The 16,255-nt window shown below is 62.2% G+C and carries 12 protein-coding genes; 4 read left to right on the top strand and 8 right to left on the bottom strand.

Features of this window, described 5'->3' with window-relative positions:
• Positions 1-137: 137 nt before the first annotated feature.
• Genes M5C71_RS01305 through M5C71_RS01320 form a run of 4 tightly spaced genes read left to right on the top strand, consistent with a single transcriptional unit; the run spans position 138 to position 6,468 of the window.
• Complete coding sequence (locus tag M5C71_RS01305; RefSeq protein ID WP_103499139.1) at positions 138-1,919, top strand: type I secretion system permease/ATPase; 1,782 nt, start codon at positions 138-140, stop codon at positions 1,917-1,919.
• Positions 1,916-3,244, top strand: a complete 1,329-nt coding sequence (locus M5C71_RS01310; protein ID WP_103499138.1) for an HlyD family type I secretion periplasmic adaptor subunit — start codon at positions 1,916-1,918, stop codon at positions 3,242-3,244. The genes M5C71_RS01305 and M5C71_RS01310 overlap by 4 nt, the downstream gene beginning before the upstream one ends.
• A gap of 13 nt (positions 3,245-3,257) precedes the next feature.
• A complete protein-coding gene (locus tag M5C71_RS01315) occupies positions 3,258-4,595 on the top strand; it encodes a TolC family outer membrane protein (RefSeq protein ID WP_177099079.1) in 1,338 nt (445 codons plus the stop codon).
• 25 nt (positions 4,596-4,620) lie between these two features.
• Positions 4,621-6,468 carry a polyurethanase gene (locus M5C71_RS01320; protein ID WP_247263126.1) on the top strand — a complete coding sequence of 616 codons (1,848 nt, stop codon included), beginning with the start codon at positions 4,621-4,623 and terminating at the stop codon, positions 6,466-6,468.
• Positions 6,469-6,655: 187 nt separating this feature from the next.
• On the opposite strand, the gene M5C71_RS01325 is transcribed toward M5C71_RS01320, so the two are convergent.
• The 8 genes from M5C71_RS01325 to arnC form a co-directional block, all read right to left on the bottom strand.
• Positions 6,656-8,251: a glycosyltransferase family 39 protein gene (locus M5C71_RS01325; protein ID WP_103495129.1), complete on the bottom strand. Its 1,596-nt coding sequence runs from the start codon at positions 8,249-8,251 to the stop codon at positions 6,656-6,658.
• Between the two features lie 117 nt (positions 8,252-8,368).
• Positions 8,369-9,730 carry a UDP-glucose/GDP-mannose dehydrogenase family protein gene (locus tag M5C71_RS01330; RefSeq protein WP_103495130.1) on the bottom strand — a complete coding sequence of 454 codons (1,362 nt, stop codon included), beginning with the start codon at positions 9,728-9,730 and terminating at the stop codon, positions 8,369-8,371.
• Positions 9,727-10,134, bottom strand: coding sequence for a 4-amino-4-deoxy-L-arabinose-phosphoundecaprenol flippase subunit ArnF (arnF, locus tag M5C71_RS01335; RefSeq protein ID WP_103495131.1), 408 nt, complete (start codon positions 10,132-10,134; stop codon positions 9,727-9,729). Before arnF ends, M5C71_RS01330 begins: the two co-directional genes overlap by 4 nt.
• The gene (arnE, locus tag M5C71_RS01340; RefSeq protein ID WP_103495132.1) at positions 10,131-10,475 is read right to left on the bottom strand and encodes a 4-amino-4-deoxy-L-arabinose-phosphoundecaprenol flippase subunit ArnE; all 345 of its coding nucleotides are present in this window, start codon (positions 10,473-10,475) and stop codon (positions 10,131-10,133) included. The genes arnF and arnE overlap by 4 nt, the downstream gene beginning before the upstream one ends.
• Complete coding sequence (gene arnT, locus M5C71_RS01345) at positions 10,472-12,121, bottom strand: lipid IV(A) 4-amino-4-deoxy-L-arabinosyltransferase (protein ID WP_248767052.1); 1,650 nt, start codon at positions 12,119-12,121, stop codon at positions 10,472-10,474. The genes arnE and arnT overlap by 4 nt, the downstream gene beginning before the upstream one ends.
• A complete protein-coding gene (gene arnD, locus M5C71_RS01350; RefSeq protein WP_100943353.1) occupies positions 12,118-13,002 on the bottom strand; it encodes a 4-deoxy-4-formamido-L-arabinose-phosphoundecaprenol deformylase in 885 nt (294 codons plus the stop codon). Before arnD ends, arnT begins: the two co-directional genes overlap by 4 nt.
• Positions 13,002-14,993, bottom strand: coding sequence for a bifunctional UDP-4-amino-4-deoxy-L-arabinose formyltransferase/UDP-glucuronic acid oxidase ArnA (gene arnA, locus M5C71_RS01355; RefSeq protein ID WP_103495134.1), 1,992 nt, complete (start codon positions 14,991-14,993; stop codon positions 13,002-13,004). The genes arnD and arnA overlap by 1 nt, the downstream gene beginning before the upstream one ends.
• Positions 14,990-16,003 (bottom strand): undecaprenyl-phosphate 4-deoxy-4-formamido-L-arabinose transferase, encoded by a 1,014-nt coding sequence (gene arnC / locus M5C71_RS01360; protein ID WP_103495135.1) that lies wholly within the window; start codon positions 16,001-16,003, stop codon positions 14,990-14,992. The genes arnA and arnC overlap by 4 nt, the downstream gene beginning before the upstream one ends.
• Positions 16,004-16,255 lie beyond the last annotated feature (252 nt).

A 16,255-nucleotide genomic window follows, 5' to 3' on the forward strand; every position in this document is an offset into this window, starting at 1 on the left:
TGTTAGTTGTTTTCTCGTTCAGTCTTTATGCGTCGCTAAAGAACGACTCCTATTGAAAGTACCTATATTCCCGAGCGGCTCGCCGGCCATCGAATAAAGGTGCGTATCCGGCTGTGCGTAAACTTCAAGGAAGAGAGATGAACCCGCCGAAAATGATGTCCGGGACACCTTTGATCCGTGTGCTCGGCGATTATAAAAGTGTGTTGCTCAGCGTCGGTTGTTTCACCGCGTTGATCAATCTGCTGATGCTGGTGCCTTCGATTTACATGCTCCAGGTCTATGACCGGGTATTGACCTCCCAGAACGAAACCACCCTGGTCATGCTGACCCTGATGGTGGTGGGGTTCTTTGCCTTTATCGGGCTGCTGGAAGTGGTCCGCAGTTTTATCGTGATCCGCATCGGCAGCGCCCTGGAGCGGCGCTTGAACCTGCGGGTCTACCAGGCGGCCTTCGAGCGCAACCTGTTGCGCGGCGAAGGGCATGCCGGCCAGTCCCTCGGCGACCTGACGCAGATTCGCCAGTTTCTCACCGGCCCGGCCCTGTTCGCCTTTTTCGACGCACCGTGGTTTCCCATCTACCTGCTGGTGATCTTCCTGTTCAATCCCTGGCTGGGGGTGTTCGCCAGTGTCGGGGCCTTGTTGCTGATCGCCCTGGCCTGCCTCAACGAGTCCATGACCAAAAAGCCCTTGAGCGAAGCCAGCGGTTATTCGCAACGCTCGACTCAGTTGGCCACCAGTCATCTGCACAACGCCGAGACGATCCAGGCCATGGGCATGCTCGGGGCCTTGCGCAGGCGCTGGTTCCAGGTGCACTCGCGATTTCTGGCACGGCAGAACCGCGCCAGCGATACCGGGGCGGTGATTACTTCCCTGAGCAAGATGTTGCGCCTGTGCCTGCAATCGCTGGTGCTGGGCCTGGGGGCGCTGCTGGTGATCAAGGGTGAGATGACCGCCGGGATGATGATCGCCGGCTCGATCCTTATGGGCCGGGTGCTCAGCCCCATCGACCAGTTGATTGCGGTGTGGAAACAGTGGAGCACGGCCAAGCTCGCCTATCAGCGCCTGGACGGCCTGTTGCGTGAGTTCCCCGAGACAGAAGGCCAGATGAGCCTGCCTGCTCCCCAGGGCCAGGTGGCCTTTGAACAGGTCAGCGCCGGACCGCCGGGCAAGCGTGTCGCGACCCTGCACCAGGTGAGTTTCAGCCTGGCTCCCGGCGAGGTGCTGGGGGTGCTCGGTGCCTCGGGCTCGGGCAAGTCTACCCTGGCCCGGGTGCTGGTGGGCGTCTGGCCGACCCTGGGCGGCACCGTGCGCCTGGACGGTGCCGACCTGCACCGCTGGGACCGCGACGACCTCGGTCCGCATATTGGTTATTTGCCCCAGGACATCGAGTTGTTCAGCGGCACCATTGCCGAAAATATCGCGCGGTTTGCCGAGGTCGACTCGGCGAAAGTGGTCGAGGCGGCACGTCAGGCCGGTGTGCACGAGCTGATCCTGCGCCTGCCCCAGGGCTACGACACACTGCTGGGAGAAGACGGCAGCGGCCTGTCCGGCGGGCAGAAGCAGCGGGTGGCGCTGGCCCGCGCGTTGTATGGCGGCCCGCGCCTGGTGGTGCTGGATGAGCCCAATTCCAACCTCGATGTGGTCGGGGAAACCGCCCTGACCCAGGCGATTGCCCTGCTCAAGGCGGGGGGCAGCACAGTGGTCCTGGTGACCCACCGTTCCACCTCCCTGACCCAGGCGGACAAGTTGCTGGTGCTCAACGAAGGCCGCCTGCAAGCCTTCGGCAGCAGTGCCGATGTGCTCAAGGCACTGTCGGCCGGCGCCCAACCCGCGCCGCAACCGGCCCGCGAGGCAGCCACCCCGGCGGGCGTCAGCCTGAGCCGACAGTATCCCGCGCCGACGCGCAGTAGCGGCGCATGAGCAAGGACAGCACAATGCAGATCAGTACCCCTGTTGAATACCGGGAACGTGATGCCCGGTTCTTTGCCCGTATGGGCTGGTTGTTGGCCCTCCTGGGTGCCGGCGGCTTCTTTCTCTGGGCGGCCCTGGCGCCGCTGGACCAGGGCATTGCCGTGCAGGGCACCGTGGTGGTATCCGGCAAGCGCAAGGCCGTGCAATCCCTCGGCGGCGGCGTGGTCAGCCGGATCCTGGTGCGCGAAGGGCAAGTGGTGCATCAGGGCCAGCCGCTGTTTCGCCTCGACCAGACGCAATTGTCGGCCGATGTGCAATCGTTGCGGGCCCAGTACCGCATGGCCTGGGCCAGCCAGGCGCGTTGGCAGAGCGAGCGCGACAACCTGCCCCGGGTGGTGTTTCCGCCCGAGTTGAGCGCGGAGGCCGACCCGCCCCTGGCGCTGGTGCTCGAAGGCCAGCGGCAACTGTTCAGCAGCCGTCGCGAAGCCTTTTCCCGGGAGCAGGCCGGTATTCGCGCCAGTATCGACGGCGCCGGCTCGCAACTGGCCGGTATGCGTCGCGCGCGCAACGACATGCTGGCCCGCGCCGACTCCCTGCGCAGCCAGTTGGACAACCTCAAGCCCCTGGCGGACAACGGCTATATCCCGCGCAACCGCCTGCTGGACTACCAGCGCCAGCTGTCCCAGGTGCAACAGGACCTGGCGCAGAACAGCGGCGAAAGCGGGCGGGTCGAGCAGGGCATTGTCGAGTCGCGTCTCAAGCTCTCCCAGCACAGCGAGGAGTACCAGAAGGAAGTGCGCGGCCAACTGGCAGAGGCCCAGCTCAAGAGCCTGACCCTGGAGCAGCAGCTGCGCTCGGCGGATTTCAATTTGCAGCACAGCGAGATCGTCGCGCCGGCGGAGGGCATCGCGGTCAACCTCAGCGTGCACACCGAAGGCGCGGTGATCCGTGCCGGGGAAACCCTGCTGGAGATCGTGCCCCAGGGCGAACGCCTGGAAGTCGAGGGGCACCTGCCGGTCAACCTGGTGGACAAGGTCGGCAGCCATCTGCCGGTGGACATCCTGTTCACCGCCTTCAACCAGAGCCGCACGCCACGGGTGCCCGGCGAAGTCAGCCTGATCTCCGCCGACCAGTTGCTCGATGAGAAGACCGGCGCGCCGTATTACGTGCTGCGCACGTCGGTGAGCGACATGGCCCTGGAAAAACTCCACGGGCTGGTGATCAAGCCGGGCATGCCCGCCGAGATGTTCGTGCGGACCGGCGAGCGCTCGCTGCTCAACTATCTGTTCAAACCCCTGCTGGACCGCGCGGGTTCCGCGCTGACCGAGCAATAGGATGTTTCACCGAATGAAGACACTGTCGATGATCGTGGCAACGCTGTCCCTGTTGGTCAGCACCGGCAGCCAGGCCATGGGGCCGTTCCAGGTGTATGAGCAGGCGCTGCGCAATGACCCGGTATTCCTCGGCGCGCTCAAGGAGCGCGATGCCGGCCAGGAAAACCGCGCCATTGGCCGGGCCGGCCTGCTGCCGAAGATTTCCTATAACTACAACCAGGGTCGTAACGATTCGCGGGCCACCTACCTCAGCGAACGGGGCAACTCCCACGAGGACCGTCACTACACCAGCTCGGGCTCGACGCTGATGCTGCAACAACCGCTGATCGACTACGAGGCCTACGCCAATTACCGCAAGGGCGTGGCCCAGGCGTTGTTCGCCGATGAAACCTTTCGCGGCAAGAGCCAGGAACTGCTGGTGCGGGTCCTGACCTATTACACCAAGGCGTTGTTTGCCCAGGACCAGATCGAGATCGCCCAGGCCCGCAAGAAAGCTTATGGGGAGCAGTTCCAGCAGAACGAGCATCTGTTCCGCCAGGGCGAGGGCACACGCACCGATATTCTCGAAGCCGAGTCGCGTTTCGAGCTGGCCACCGCCGAGGAAATCGAAGCCCGCAACGAACAGGATGCCGCCCTGCGTGAACTGGGGGCGCTGATCGGCGTAGCGTCGGTGGATGTTTCCGAACTGGCGCCACTGGCCCGGACCTTCCAGTCGTTTCCCCTGGAGCCGGCCAACTTCGACACCTGGCACGCCATGGCCCTGGAGAACAACCCGACCCTGGCGTCCCAGCGCCAGGCCCTGGAAGTGGCCCATTATGAAGTGGAGCGCAACCGCGCCGGGCACTTGCCCAAGCTCAATGCCTACGCCAGCGTGCGCAAGAGCGAGTCCGACAGCGGCAACACCTACAACCAGCGCTACGACACCAACACCATCGGTTTCGAGGTGAACGTGCCGTTGTTCGCCGGTGGCGGCGTCTCGGCGTCGGTGCGCCAGGCCAGCGCCAATCTGGAACAGGCCGAATACGAACTGGACGGCAAGACCCGCGAAACCCTGATCGAGCTGCGTCGTCAGTTCAGTGCCTGCCTGTCGGGGGTGAGCAAGTTGCGCGCCTATCAGAAGGCCTTGAGTTCGGCCGAAGCCCTGGTGGTCTCGACCAAGCAGAGCATCCTCGGTGGCGAGCGGGTCAACCTCGATGCGCTGAACGCCGAGCAGCAGCTCTACAGCACCCGGCGCGACCTGGCCCAGGCGCGCTACGACTACCTGATGGCCTGGACCAAATTGCATTACTACGCGGGCACTTTGCGCGAAACCGACCTGGCCAGGGTCGATGAGGCCTTCATACGACAATGATTCCAACCAGCAAGGAGGCAATACCATGGGTGTGTTTGACTATAAAAACCTAGGGGCCGAGGCTTCGAAAACACTGTATTCCGATGCAATGGCGATCACCTTGTACTCCTACCACAACCTCGATAACGGCTTTGCCGTGGGCTACCAGCAGAACGGCTTCGGTCTCGGCCTGCCGGCGACCCTGGTCAAGGCCCTGATCGGCGGCACGGATGCCCAGGGGGTCATCCCCGGGATCCCCTGGAACCCGGACTCGGAGAAAGCCGCGCTGGCGGCGGTGAAGGCCGCCGGCTGGACACCCATCAGTGCCGCGCAACTGGGCTACGGCGGCAAGACCGATGCCCGCGGCACCTTCTATGGCGAGAAGGCCGGCTACACCACGGCGCAGGCGGAAATCCTCGGCAAGTACGACGCCAGCGGGCACCTGACCGAGATCGGTGTGTCCTTCCGTGGCACCAGCGGGCCGCGGGAAAGCCAGATCAGCGACACCATCGGCGATGCGATCAACGACTTGCTGGCGGCCATCGGACCCAAGGATTACGCGAAGAACTACAGCGCCAATGCCTTCGAAGGCCTGCTCAAGAGCGTGGCGACCTTTGCCGCGGCCAACGGTCTTTCCGGCAAGGATGTGCTGGTCAGCGGCCACAGCCTCGGCGGGCTGGCGGTCAACAGCGTGGCCGACCTGAGCAAGGACCACTGGGGTGGTTTCTACAAGGATGCCAACTACATCGCCTTTGCTTCACCGACCCAGAGCGGCCCGGGCACCCAGGTGCTGAATATCGGTTATGAAAACGACCCGGTGTTCCGCGCCCTCGACGGCTCCAACCTGACCCTGGCAACCCTGGGTGTGCACGATGCCAACAAGGCCTCTGCGACCAATAATATCGTCAGCTTCAACGACCATTACGCGTCCGATGCCTGGAATGTGCTGCCGTTTTCCATCGGTAACGTCGCCACCTGGATTTCCCATCTGCCGACGGCCTATGGCGATGGCTTGAATCGGGTGCTGGGGTCGCAGTTCTACAACCTGACCAGCAAGGACTCGACCATCATCGTCGCCAACCTGTCGGATCCGGCGCGGGACAAGACCTGGGTGCAGGATCTCAATCGCAATGCCGAAACCCATAGTGGCAGCACCTTTATCATCGGTAGCGACGCCAACGATCTGCTCAAGGGAGGGCGTGGCAACGATTACATCGAGGGACGCGGCGGTAACGATACCTTCCGCGATGACGGTGGCTACAACATCATTCTCGGCGGCAAGGGCAACAACACCTTCGATCTGCAGAAATCCCTGGCCAGCTTCGATATCGCCAATGACGGCCACGGCACCTTGTATATCCGTGATGCCAGCGGCGGGATCACCATTGCCCAGAATATCGGCACCCTGGTCAGCAAGGAGTCGAGCCTGGTGTTCTTCAACAAGGACGTGGCCCATGTGGTGGGCAACCAGAGCTTGTCCGAGGGGAGTTACGTCAACTCGCAGGTCGGCAGCGATGGGGCCGATACCCTGACGGCGAAGTCTTCGGGGGAGTGGCTGTTGGGTAATGGCGGCGACGATCATCTGATTGGCGCGATCAAGGGGGGGAACGTGTTTATCGGTGGTGCCGGCAATGACCTGATGGATGCGAAGGGCGGGGGCAATACCTTCCTGTTCAACGGCTTCAACGGATCGTTCGGCCAGGACAAGATCACCGGCTTCCAGGCTTCCGACAAACTGGTGTTCATGGGGTATGCCGATTCCCAGGGACACACTATCCAGGACCACGCCAAGGTGGTGGGACACGACACTGTGCTGACCTTCGGGTCGGATTCGGTGACGTTGGTGGGGGTAGGGCTGGATGTGCTGAAGGGGGCGAGTGTAGTTATCGCCTGATGCTGTAATACAGGAAACGATAGCAGCCTCCAGGCCGCCAAAAGCTTCGCGGGCAAGCCCTGCTCCTACAGTGAGTCGTCGTTTGCTGATCTTGTGTACGACACCGAACTGTAGGAGCAGGGCTTGCCCGCGAAAAGGCCCTTAAGATCGCTCAAAGCCTTTCTGGCAAGCCAGGCTCCCACAGGTTCTACGGTAGCTTCAACAACACATAATCGTTCTTGTCGAACCGCTGGCTGAGTACTGGCGTCAGATCGCCGATAGCCGTGCCTTTCAGTGCGTCATACTGATCCTTGCCCATCATCACCCACGCCGGTCGCGCCACGCCCTGAAGCTGCTCAGGCGTTTCGGTGAAGATCGGCTGCAGATCGCCCTCGGCATTGACCATGAACTTGATCGCCCGTCCATCCTTGCCCACCGCGTGCATGACCAGCGGCGCAGGATCCTTTTGCATCAACTGCTGGGTCGCCTGGGTAAAGGCGCGGGTATCGTAGGCGACGCGTTCGGTCGGCTCGACAATCAGGATATAGCTGCTCCACAGCGCCAGCACCGCACAACCGGCCAGCCCGAGCGCGCGCCAGCGGGCGTTGAACAACGCCACCACGGCGATCAGTTGCAAGGCCCCGACCAGATAGGGCGCGACGCCCAGGGTTGGCAGTTCTTCAGGGAAGCGCCGGTGCAACATGAACATCCCGACAATCAGCAGGCCCGGCAGGATCAACCAGAGACCCTGGATCAGCCCACGCAGCCAGGCAAACAGACGGCCTTTCCCGACCTGGAACGGATAGGCGGCAATGATCGCCGCCATCGGTACCATCGGCAGGATATAGCGGGCTTTTTTCGCCTGGGGCACCGACAGGCCGAGCATCACGATCAAGCCGGCCGCGACCGCGTAGAGGGTCAGTTGCAAGGCCGGCCCACGATGCTGGCGACCGGTTGCCAGAATGGCAACCAGAACCAGCACGGCCAATGGATAAGCCAGGGCGTAGTTGCCAAAAGCGCTGCTGAAGTAATACAGCGTACCGCTGGAGCCCGCCGAGCCGTCCATGCGGCCGGTGAACTGCATACGGATCACTTCCTGGAGGAAGGCCGGGCCGCCATCGAGCGAAGCCAGCCACAACAGCAGGCCGATGCAGGCTGCCAGCAGGAACAGGGCCTGGAAGCCAAACACGAACAACCGGCGCCATTGACCGCTGAGCAGGTAGAAGCTGCACAGCATGCCGGTGGGGATCACCAGGCCCATGGGGCCGCGAATGGCAAAGCCGAGCACCAGCAGTGCCAGGAGCAGCACGCTGCGTTTCGGCGCGCCGTAGTATTTGGCGGCATAACCCAGGTAGAACACCGCCAGGGACACGGCGGCGAGCATCTGGTCGAGGGACACCGCGCGGGTTTCGATCAGGAAATTATTGGTCAGCAACAGCAAGGCAATGCTCAGCAGCGCCCAACGGGGCGAATGCGGGGCCACCAGCCGGTACATCAGCACCACGATCCAGGCCGAGGCCAGGGCGCTCGGCAGCCAGGCGGCGAGGGCGTTGACCGAGCCGAACGGCAGCGACAGCAACCAGATCAACAGGGTGGAAAATGCCGAATAGTCCGGATACGGCTCGCCATAGGTGGTCGGGAAGAAACTCGGACCATGGCGCAGCATTTCCTCGGCGAACAGCACGAAGCGCGAGTCGAAACCGATGGCGGCTTGCTGATAGACGCCGGCGATAAACAGCAGCAGGGCGATCAGGCCCAGGCCGAGGGATTGGCGATTCAGGGTGTTACGGGATGAGGACGTCAATGTCACGGCCGTGGACCTAAAACAACGGGCAAGCCCGTTAGGAACGAAAACGCGGTCATTTTTTCGAAATGACCGCGTCGTTTGTTTGCTCAGTAACCCTATGCAAGGGTCAGGGCATCATTCCAGACCGTGACGGGTCACCGGCAGGTCCAGCGACGCACCGCGACCGATCGCAAAGTAGGTGAAACCTTTGCGCTGCATGCGGTTGGCGTCGAACAGGTTACGGCCGTCGAAGATCACCGGCGCTTTCAGGCGCTGCTTGATCAGTTCGAAGTCCGGCGCCTTGAACTGCTGCCATTCGGTGCAGATGATCAGCGCATCGGCGCCGACCAGTGCCGATTCCGGCGTGCCCATCAGCGACAGGCCCGGCTCATCCGGATAGATGCGCTGGGTTTCCTGCATGGCTTCCGGGTCGAACGCGCGAACCTGGGCGCCGGCCGCCCACAGGGCTTCCATCAGCACGCGGCTCGGTGCGTCGCGCATATCGTCGGTGTTCGGCTTGAACGCCAGGCCCCAGAGGGCGAAGGTCTTGCCTTTCAGGTCACCCTTGTAGAACGCGTTCAGGCGGTCGAACAGCTTGTGCTTCTGACGCTCGTTGATCGCTTCGACCGCTTGCAGCAGGTCGCTCGAGCAGTTGGCCGCCTGGGCGCTGTGGATCAGGGCGCGCATGTCTTTCGGGAAGCACGAACCGCCGTAGCCGCAGCCCGGGTAGATGAAGTGGTAACCGATGCGCTGGTCGGCGCCGATGCCCATACGCACGGCTTCGATGTCCGCGCCCAGGTGTTCGGCCAGTTCGGCGATCTGGTTGATAAAGCTGATCTTGGTCGCCAGCATGCAGTTGGCGGCGTACTTGGTCAGCTCGGCGCTGCGCAGGTCCATGAACATGATGCGGTCATGGTTGCGGTTGAACGGGGCGTAGAGGTCGCGCATCACTTCGCGGACTTCTTCACGCTCGCAGCCGATGACGATCCGGTCCGGACGACGGCAGTCTTCCACCGCCGAACCTTCCTTGAGGAATTCCGGGTTGGAGACGATATCGAATTCCAGGGTCCGGCCGACTTTGTCCAGGGCGGCTTGAATGTGCGCGCGCAGGGTGTCGCCGGTGCCTACCGGAACGGTGGATTTTTCCACCAGGATCAGCGGATCGACGCGGTGACGGACCACGGCATCGCCCACCGAGAGGACGTACTTGAGGTCAGCCGAACCGTCTTCGTCCGACGGCGTGCCGACGGCGATAAACAGCACCTGGCCATGCTCGATCGCCAGCTTTTCGTCGCTGGTGAAGTGCAGGCGGCCGCTTTCCAGGTTGCTCTTGACCATGGTCTCCAGCCCTGGTTCGAAGATGGGGATGTGGCCTTTACGCAGCAAGTCGATCTTGTTCTGGTCGACGTCCATGCAGACGACATCATGACCGACTTCGGCCAGCACAGTCGCCTGCACCAGACCGACATAACCGCTACCAATTACGCTGATTTTCATACGGAGTCCCTAGGACGGGGTATACGTGGAGAGTTGATCGTTAGCACGCCGAGAATGACCAGGGCCACTCCCAGCGATTTCGAAAGACTGAAGCTTTCATTGAAAAACGGCAGGCCGGCGGCCAGCAGGTAGACCAGCGCGTAACTGACGCTGAGCAACGAGTAGGCACGGCCTAATGGCAGGTCGCGCAAGGCGGCCAGCCAGCAAAGCATGGACAGGGCGTAGGCGAGGATCGATGCCGCCACTACACCCAAGGCGAGTAACGATACGTCCTGAGTCATCAGGGCGTCCAGCCACTGTGTCGGTTCCGGCAGGCGGGTCATGCTCCAACGCATGCCCAACTGGGCACCGCTGACCAGCAGGACGCTGCCGGTGGCCAGGGTAAAACCGCGAGCCTGGCTCATACGTGACGCCCCAACAGGACCACACCGGCGATGATCAACGCCACGCCCAACCAATGGCGGGTGTCGATCGACTCCTTGAACAGGTAGTGCGCCACCAGGGTGATCAGGACAAAGTTCAGGCTGAGCATCGGATAGGCAATCCCGACCTCCAGCCGTTGCAGGACCAGCAGCCAGACCAGCAGGCCGAAACCGAGGCTGGCCAGGGCCAGCCACAGCCAGGGCGAACGCAGTTTGTGCAGGATGCCCAGGTCCGGGCCGCGCCAGCTTTCGACGGCGAACTTCTGCGCGACCTGGCCCAGGCACGTCAGCAAGCAAGCGCTGAGCAACAAGATCAGGGTCATGGGGTGGTCTTCGAAAAAATCAGGATAACCATGTTGCCTTCTTCATAGCGAACATGATCCTTGGGCAGCAGGTCGATCTCGTGCAGTTCGTCCTCATCCTTGACGCGCATCACCACACCGACCTGGCCTTCACGCCGGGCGTTGTCCATCCAGGCCTGGATCTGGCTCAGATCCTGAGCGCGACCGGCGGTCTCGGGATAACCCAGGCCGTACTGCAATTCACCCTGGGTGTTGTAGAGGGTGATATCGCTGCGTTTCATGCGCCAGGCCAGCGCCGAAGCGGCACCCAGGTCATTGCTCAGGAAGTGGCGGCTCTGGCTCAACTCTTCGGCATGGTGGGCGATGAACTGGTCGGGCATCTTGTTGTGCACGATGACGTTCGGCATCGCCGCCGGCAGCAGCAATACCAGCATGCCCATGCCCAGCGCCGGGGTGGCCCAGAAGGTCAGCGGCTTGAGCAGGGGCAGGAGATTGACCAGGATCCAGCTGCCGATGAACACGCAGAGCAGGGTCAGGTGCAACGGCTCGTTATCGTAGAACGGCTGCTTGATCTGGAAATACACCAGTGCCGCCAGTCCCGCCAGGCCCAACACCAGGTTGAGCAGGCCGTTGAGACGAGGAACCTGGCCTTGGGCAAGCTTGATGCGATCCATCAGCGAATGCCCCATCAGCAACGCCAGGGGCATCAGGCACGGCATGATGTAGGTCGGCAGCTTGCCGCGGCTGAGGCTGAAGAACGCCAGTGGCAGCAACAGCCAGAGCAGCAGGAACACGGTGATGCGCTGACCCTTGGTACGCCAGGCGTCCTTCAGGGTCACCGGGAACAGCACTGCCCATGGCAGGCTGGAAGCCACGATCATCGGCAGGTAGAACCACCAAGGCCGGGTGTGTTGCGCGTCTTCGGCGGCAAAACGACGGATATGCTCGTGCCAGAAGAAGAAACGCCAGTAGTCCGGTTCCTGGAGGTGAACCGCCAGGACCCAGGGCAGGCTGATCAGCGTGGCCACGACCACGGCCACCAGGCCATAAACCACCAGTTCGCGAAAACGCTTCTGCCAGATCATGTAGGGCAGGGCGATCAGCACCGGCAACAGCAGGGCGAGGAAACCCTTGGTCATGAAACCCATGCCGCAGGCCAGGCCCAGGCCCACCCAAGACCACAGGCGTGCCCGTGGGGTACTGCCGTCGATGGCGAACCACAGGGCGACGAAGCTCAGGTTGACCCAGAAGGTGAACTGCGGATCGAGGTTGGCATACCCGGCTTGCCCGGCGATCAGGCCGAAGCTCATGTACAACGCGGCGCAGGCAAACTGCTTGCGTTCGTCGTTCCACAGGCGTCCGGCAATCAGATAGACCAGCAGCACGCTCAGCCCGGTGCTCAGGGCCGAAGCGAAACGCACGCCGAAAAAGTTCTCACCGAAAATGGCCTGACCGATGGCGATCATCCAGTAGCCGGCGATGGGTTTTTCGAAGTAGCGCAGGTCCATGAAATGCGGCGACGCCCAGTGGCCGTGCCGGAGCATTTCCTGGCCGATCTGGGCGTAGCGGGTTTCGTCGGGAATCCACATGCCATGGGTGACCAGTGGCAGGAGGTAGAACAGCAGAAAAGCGAGAAACAGCAACGGCAAAGCCCAGCGCCTGGTCATCCCTGCTGTACCCCAAGCCAGCCTTCACGGCCGCCGAGGGTGCCACGGACCAATTGCCCTGCGGGCAGGCGGTCCAGTTGGGCCGGCAATAGATTGACCAGGGGTTGGAACTCGATATCGCGCGCCTTGGCCTGGGCCAGGAGCTGGCGAAACTCGTTTGCCATCAGAATCCCTTCTACTTCTGCGTGAATCGTGTAGACATTCAGGCGCGCCGGACTGAACCGGTCGAGAATGAACGCATTGAAATCTTTCGCGGCCAGATCCGCACCCACGACTTCGTCGAAGGTAGGCAGGTCCACGGGAATTTGCGGGGTCCCCAGGCTGCCATCCGCCAACCGTGGCAGAAACAGACCGTGCCCGCGGCAGTCGCTGTTATAGCGAAAACCGAAATGCTCCTTGGCTTGCACGACACGCTCGTCCGCCCGCCAACCGGCGGTGGCCGAACATTCGACGGCTTGCCCGGTGATATCGCTCAGGCAATCGACGCCGCGACGGATCTGTTCGATCAGTTCGGCTTCGCTCCAGCGCCCGGCGTTGGCCTGCCAGCCGTGGTGATCCCAGGCGTGCAGGCCGACCTCATGGCCGGCGGCCAGGGTCTGGCGCATCAGATGCCCCAGATCCCGACCGATCGGCTTGCCTGGCCAGGCAGTGCCGGCCAGCAAGATGTCCCAGCCATAAAGACTGGCAGCCTTGGAACGCAGCATCTTCAGGAGGAACTGGGGTTTGATGAGGCGCCACAAGTGGCGCCCCATGTTGTCCGGTCCAACGCTGAAGAAGAACGTCGCCTTGACCTGGGCCTCGTCGAGCAGTTCCAGCAACCGCGGTACCCCTTCACGGGTGCCGCGATAGGTGTCCACATCGATGCGAAGTCCAGCCTGCATCAGCGCTTGTCCGCGATTTCGAGCATGGCTTCTTTCAGGAAGAAGTCCAGGGTGTTACCGATGGTTTCGCTCATCTCGACGGTCGGCTCCCAGTTCAGCAGGCGCTTGGCGTTTTCGACGCTTGGTTTGCGGTGCGACACGTCCTGGTAGCCAGTACCGTAGAACGCCTTGCTTTCCACGTCGCGGAAACCGGCGAACGGAGGGAAGTTGCTGCGCAGCGGGTGAGCTTCGAACTGACGCAGCAGTTCTTCGCCCAGCTGACGGATGCTGGCTTCGTTGTCCGGGCTACCGATGTTGATGACCTGGCCGTTGCAGCAGTCGTTCTCGTTGTCGACGATACGGGCCAGGGCCTCGATGCCGTCGGCGATGTCGGTGAAGCAGCGCTTCTGCTCGCCGCCGTCGAACAGACGGATCGGAGTACCTTCCACCAGGTTCAGGATCAGCTGGGTGATGGCACGGGAGCTGCCGATACGCGCCGAATCCAGACGGTCCAGACGTGGACCCATCCAGTTGAACGGACGGAACAGGGTGAAGTTCAGGCCCTTGGCGCCGTAAGCCCAGATCACGCGGTCCAGCAGTTGCTTGGAGACCGAGTAGATCCAGCGCTGCTTGTTGATCGGGCCAACGATCAGGTTCGAGGTGTCTTCGTCGAAGTTCTCGTCCTGGCACATGCCGTAGACTTCGGAAGTCGACGGGAAGATCACGCGCTTGTTGTACTTGACGCAGTAGCGAACCAGCTTCAGGTTTTCTTCGAAGTCCAGTTCGAATACGCGCAGCGGGTTGCGGGTGTATTCGATCGGGGTGGCGATGGCCACCAGCGGCAGGACCACGTCGCACTTCTTGATGTGATACTCGATCCACTCGGAGTGGATGCTGATATCGCCTTCGACGAAGTGGAAGTTCGGGTGGCTGCGCAGGCGCTCGATGGCGTCGGAGCCGATGTCCAGACCGTAGACGTCGTACTTGTCGTCACGCAGCAGGCGCTCGGACAGGTGGTTACCGATGAAGCCGTTGACGCCCAGGATCAGTACGCGGGTACGACGTGGCTTGCGGCCCGACTCGGCGCCACGCAGGAAGGAACCGTCCACCAGGCCCAGTTCGTTGGCCAGTTGCGGGCCGCTGAGGAAGAGGCCGGCGTCGTTGCGCTGACCGGCCTTGATCACCAGGGAGTCTTCACCGCAAGCGATGCGCAATGGGTCGACGCTGATCACACGGCCAGGGGCCTGACCTTCGTTGCCCTTGACGACTTCGGCGCTCCAGACGATCAGCTTGTGCTCGCCCACGGCGCAGAAGGCACCCGGGTAAGGTTGGGTCACGGCGCGGACCAGGTTGAACAGCTCTTCGGCAGGCTTTTTCCAGACCAGCTTGCCGTCAGCCGGGGTACGGCGACCGAAGTAGGTGGCCTTGGACTCGTCCTGGGCGGTTTCGCTCAGTTTGCCGGCAGCCAGTTGTGGCAGGGCTTCACCCAGCAGGGCTGCAGCGCTGTCACGCAGCTTGGTGTGCAGGGTCAGGGCGGTGTCGGCACGGTCGATGGCGACGCGGTTCTGCGCCAGGATGCCACCGGCATCGGCACGCTTGACCATGCGGTGCAGGGTCACGCCGGTTTCGGTTTCGCCGTTGACCAGCACCCAGTTGGCCGGTGCGCGACCGCGGTAGCGCGGCAGCAGGGAGCCGTGCAGGTTGAACGCGCCGTTCTTGGCGGTGGCCAGCAGCTCTTCGCTCAACAGGTTGCGGTAGTAGAACGAGAAGATGTAGTCCGGGCTCAGCTTGGCAATGCGCTCGATCCACAGAGGATGGTTGGCATCTTCCGGGGCGTGCACGGTAATGCCCTTGCGAGCACAGAGTTGCGCTACGGAACCGTAGAAGGCGTTCTCCTTCGGGTCGTCGGCATGGGTGAACACTGCGGCGATGTCGTAACCTGCGGCGAGCAGGGACTCGATGCCGGTGCAACCAATATCGTGATAGGCGAAGACGACAACTTTCGGATTCATGGTGCGACCTGATTGGAGGTAGTAGTAGAAGGGGTATCACCAGCAGCGCTGGCAGGAGACGGCTGGCTACGCAGCACTTTCTCGATGAAGAAGCGCGGACGTGCGCGCACGTCACTGTACATGCGGCCCAGGTATTCACCCAGGAGCCCCATGCCGATGAACTGGCCGCCGGTAAAGACGAACAGGATAGCAAACAGCACGAACGAACCGTCACCGGCCCAGGCGGCGCCGAAGATCAGGCGCAGCACCACCAGCAGGATGGCGAACAGGGCGCCGAGACCGGCCATGGTGAAACCGATGATGCTCAACAGCCGCAGGGGCGTGGTGGTCATGCAGGTGACCAGGTCGAACATCAGGTTGATCAGGCGCATCGGGCTGTATTTCGAGTCACCGTGCTCGCGCTCGGCGTGCTGCACCAGTACTTCGGTGGTGTGCCGGGCAAAACTGTTGGCCAGGATCGGGATAAAGGTGCTGCGCTCGCGGCAGGCCAGCATCGCATCGACGATGGTCCGGCGATAGGCGCGCAACATGCAGCCGTAGTCGCTCATGGCGACGCCGGTGGAACGTTGCACGGCCATGTTGATCAGGCGCGACGGCCAGCGGCGCAGGGCCGAGTCCTGGCGATTGTTGCGCACGGTGCCGACCACGTCGAAGCCCAGGGCACACTGTTCCACCAGACGCGGAATTTCTTCCGGCGGGTTCTGCAGGTCGGCGTCCAGGGTGATGACCACATCACCGGTGGATTGCTCGAAGCCGGCCATGATCGCGGCGTGCTGACCGTAGTTGCGGTTCAGGATCACGGCGATGACCTGGCTGCCTTCACGCTCGGCGGCTTCCTGGAGAATGTCGGCGGAGCGATCACGGCTGCCGTCGTCGACCAGGATGATTTCGACATCCTGGGTCAACTGCGAACAGGCCGCCTCGGTGCGGCGCAACAGTTCTGGCAGGCTCTGTTCTTCGTTATAGACCGGGATAACGATCGACACGCGCTGAATTGGATAAGGTTTCAAAGGCTTCTTTCCAGAATGGTTTCAATGGTGCGGCGATGCTTCAAGCCAGCCGATAGCATGCCGGACTCAACGCTCGGGCACAATGAACGATACCTTTTATGCGGACAAGCATAGAGGCATGACCGTGGGATGATACAGGGGTAATAAAAGACATGCGGCGATTTAAGCCTAAAAAAATGAAATGTCAAAGCTGCATTGCAGCGTTATGTTCATGATTTTTATCAATTCCCTGGCCCGAAGCGCGGGCAGGAT

This window comes from Pseudomonas sp. MWU12-2345 (genome assembly GCF_023242385.1).
GTDB lineage: Bacteria > Pseudomonadota > Gammaproteobacteria > Pseudomonadales > Pseudomonadaceae > Aquipseudomonas > Aquipseudomonas gingeri_D.

Excerpts from the sequence above, each read along its gene's own strand:
- M5C71_RS01305 (WP_103499139.1), top strand. The coding sequence starts at position 138 with ATGAACCCGCCGAAAATGATGTCCGGGACACCTTTGATCCGTGTGCTC.
- M5C71_RS01310 (WP_103499138.1), top strand. The coding sequence starts at position 1,916 with ATGAGCAAGGACAGCACAATGCAGATCAGTACCCCTGTTGAATACCGG.
- M5C71_RS01315 (WP_177099079.1), top strand. The coding sequence starts at position 3,258 with ATGAAGACACTGTCGATGATCGTGGCAACGCTGTCCCTGTTGGTCAGC.
- M5C71_RS01320 (WP_247263126.1), top strand. The coding sequence starts at position 4,621 with ATGGGTGTGTTTGACTATAAAAACCTAGGGGCCGAGGCTTCGAAAACA.
- M5C71_RS01330 (WP_103495130.1), bottom strand. The coding sequence starts at position 9,730 with ATGAAAATCAGCGTAATTGGTAGCGGTTATGTCGGTCTGGTGCAGGCG.
- arnF (WP_103495131.1), bottom strand. The coding sequence starts at position 10,134 with ATGAGCCAGGCTCGCGGTTTTACCCTGGCCACCGGCAGCGTCCTGCTG.
- arnE (WP_103495132.1), bottom strand. The coding sequence starts at position 10,475 with ATGACCCTGATCTTGTTGCTCAGCGCTTGCTTGCTGACGTGCCTGGGC.
- arnT (WP_248767052.1), bottom strand. The coding sequence starts at position 12,121 with ATGACCAGGCGCTGGGCTTTGCCGTTGCTGTTTCTCGCTTTTCTGCTG.
- arnD (WP_100943353.1), bottom strand. The coding sequence starts at position 13,002 with ATGCAGGCTGGACTTCGCATCGATGTGGACACCTATCGCGGCACCCGT.
- arnA (WP_103495134.1), bottom strand. The coding sequence starts at position 14,993 with ATGAATCCGAAAGTTGTCGTCTTCGCCTATCACGATATTGGTTGCACC.